Origin of the sequence: Novosphingobium aquae (assembly GCF_037572715.1) — a bacterium.
Taxonomy (GTDB): domain Bacteria; phylum Pseudomonadota; class Alphaproteobacteria; order Sphingomonadales; family Sphingomonadaceae; genus Novosphingobium; species Novosphingobium aquae.
This window is the reverse complement of sequence record NZ_JBBHJY010000032.1, coordinates 1-953: the sequence shown is the minus strand read 5'-3', so window position 1 is coordinate 953 and position 953 is coordinate 1. Positions and strand designations below refer to the sequence as shown.

The following is a 953-nucleotide window of genomic DNA, read 5'->3' as shown; positions in this document are numbered from 1 at the left end:
CATCTGGCCAATGACGCGGTTGTCGTCACCAAGTCGACCGTCCCCGTAGGCACTGGCGACGAGGTTGAGCGCATCCTCAGGGAAGCTGCACCCGGCGTGCGCTTCGCCGTCGCCTCCAACCCCGAATTCCTGCGCGAAGGCGCGGCGATCAGCGACTTCAAGCGCCCCGACCGCATCGTCATCGGCAGCGATGACGAATGGGCGCGCGATGTGATGCGCGAGGTCTATCGCCCGCTGTTCCTCAACCGCGCGCCGATCCTGTTCACCAGCCGGCGTTCGTCCGAACTGATCAAGTATGCGGCCAACGCCTTCCTTGCGGTCAAGATCACCTTCATCAACGAGATGGCCGACCTCTGCGAAAAGGTCGGCGCCGACGTGCAGGACGTTTCGCGCGGCATCGGCATGGACGGGCGCATCGGATCGAAGTTCCTCCACGCCGGGCCGGGCTATGGCGGTTCATGCTTCCCCAAGGACACGCTGGCCCTGCTCAAGACGGCTGAAGACTATGACAGCCCGCTGCGGATCATCGAATCCGTGGTCAAGGTGAACGACAGCCGCAAGCGCGCGATGGGCCGCAAGGTCATCGATGCGCTTGGCGGCGCGGAGGTTGCGCGCGGCAAGAAGGTCGCGCTGCTCGGCCTGACCTTCAAGCCGAACACCGATGACATGCGCGATGCCCCGTCGATCGCCATTGCCCAGACGCTCGCCGATGCCGGGGTGGACGTGTCCGGCTATGACCCCGAAGGCATGGAACTGGCCCAGCCGCTGATGCCGGCGGTGACCATGCGCGGCAATGCCTATGCCGCAGCCGAAGGGGCTGACGCGGTGGTCATCGTCACCGAATGGGACGCCTTCCGCGCGCTCGATTTCAAGCGACTGAAAGCCCAGATGCGCGAGCCGGTGCTGGTCGACCTGCGTAATGTCTATGAACCATCGGACGTCCGTTCGCAGGG

The 953-nt window shown here is 64.8% G+C and carries 1 protein-coding gene; it reads left to right on the top strand.

Features of this window, described 5'->3' with window-relative positions; translation table 11 throughout:
- Positions 1-953: UDP-glucose dehydrogenase family protein (locus WG900_RS20140; protein ID WP_339970176.1), on the top strand; the 953-nt coding region annotated here is incomplete at both ends.